The following is an 825-nucleotide window of genomic DNA, read 5'->3' as shown; positions in this document are numbered from 1 at the left end:
GATCTCGGGGTGGTTCTGCAGAACCAGGGCTATGCCATCTCACTGGACAGAACAGGGCATTTCCTTTCCTCCTCGTATTACCTCGGCTTGGTTGGGCTGTGGGGTGATCGCATGGGTGGCGAGCGCATCAGTGCGGAGGAGAGCAGGTACGGCGCGGGTAAGGCTGGTGCGCCTTACAGCTCGGCAGATGTGGCCGCGCTTTCCGGAGGCCTGCTTCGGGAACGCAATGTGCGCGCGCGGTGGAAGAAGTTTTCGGGCGGCGCGGGGGAGCAGTCCGGTGCTGGTGGCTCGTCGCGGCCGGTCGGCGTTGATGCCGCCGCTGATGCCGAGGCCGGTGCCAGTGTCGGGCCGGGTGCTGGGGTGGGGTCTGAGGGGCTGGGTGCGGTGGTGGGGGGTGCGGTGTCTTCGGGTGAGGTGTCGTTGCCGGTGAAGGTGCGGGCGGAGTTTGTGGGGTGGCGTCCTGGTCAGGATGAGTTTGGCACGCTCGAGGACCTTGTGGAGGATCTACGTGGGCGGGGCTATCCGATTTCGCTGGAGTGTCATGTTGGTGGTCGCCATGTCAGGTTCAAGTCTGCGCTGACTGGTGAGCTGGTTGGTGAATGGGCTTGGGGCATGCTTCGTTCTGAGGATCCGCGGACTGGGCATTTGTATACGGATGCGGGGGTTGCCGAGGTCAGTGGGGGCTTGTTGAAGGAGCGGTCGGTGCCTCTGGTTTTGCGTGAGGTGGTGTCGTTGTCGGCGGTGGTGTTGCCGGAGGGTGTGCGGGAGCTGATTGTTGAGTGGCGTCGCGGCATGGGGGGTGCGGATAGTTTGCGGGAGTTTCTG

Annotated in this window: 1 protein-coding gene; it reads left to right on the top strand. The window is 64.1% G+C overall.

Annotated features, from left to right (window positions below; all coding sequences use genetic code 11):
- A partial coding sequence (locus IEZ09_RS45925) for a hypothetical protein (protein WP_229813578.1) occupies window positions 1–825 on the top strand: 825 nt, incomplete at both ends.

The organism is Lentzea flava (assembly GCF_014648475.1).
GTDB classification, from domain to species: domain Bacteria; phylum Actinomycetota; class Actinomycetes; order Mycobacteriales; family Pseudonocardiaceae; genus Lentzea; species Lentzea flava.
The sequence above is the reverse complement of the archived record's forward strand: the minus strand, read 5'-3'. Positions and strand labels throughout refer to the sequence as shown.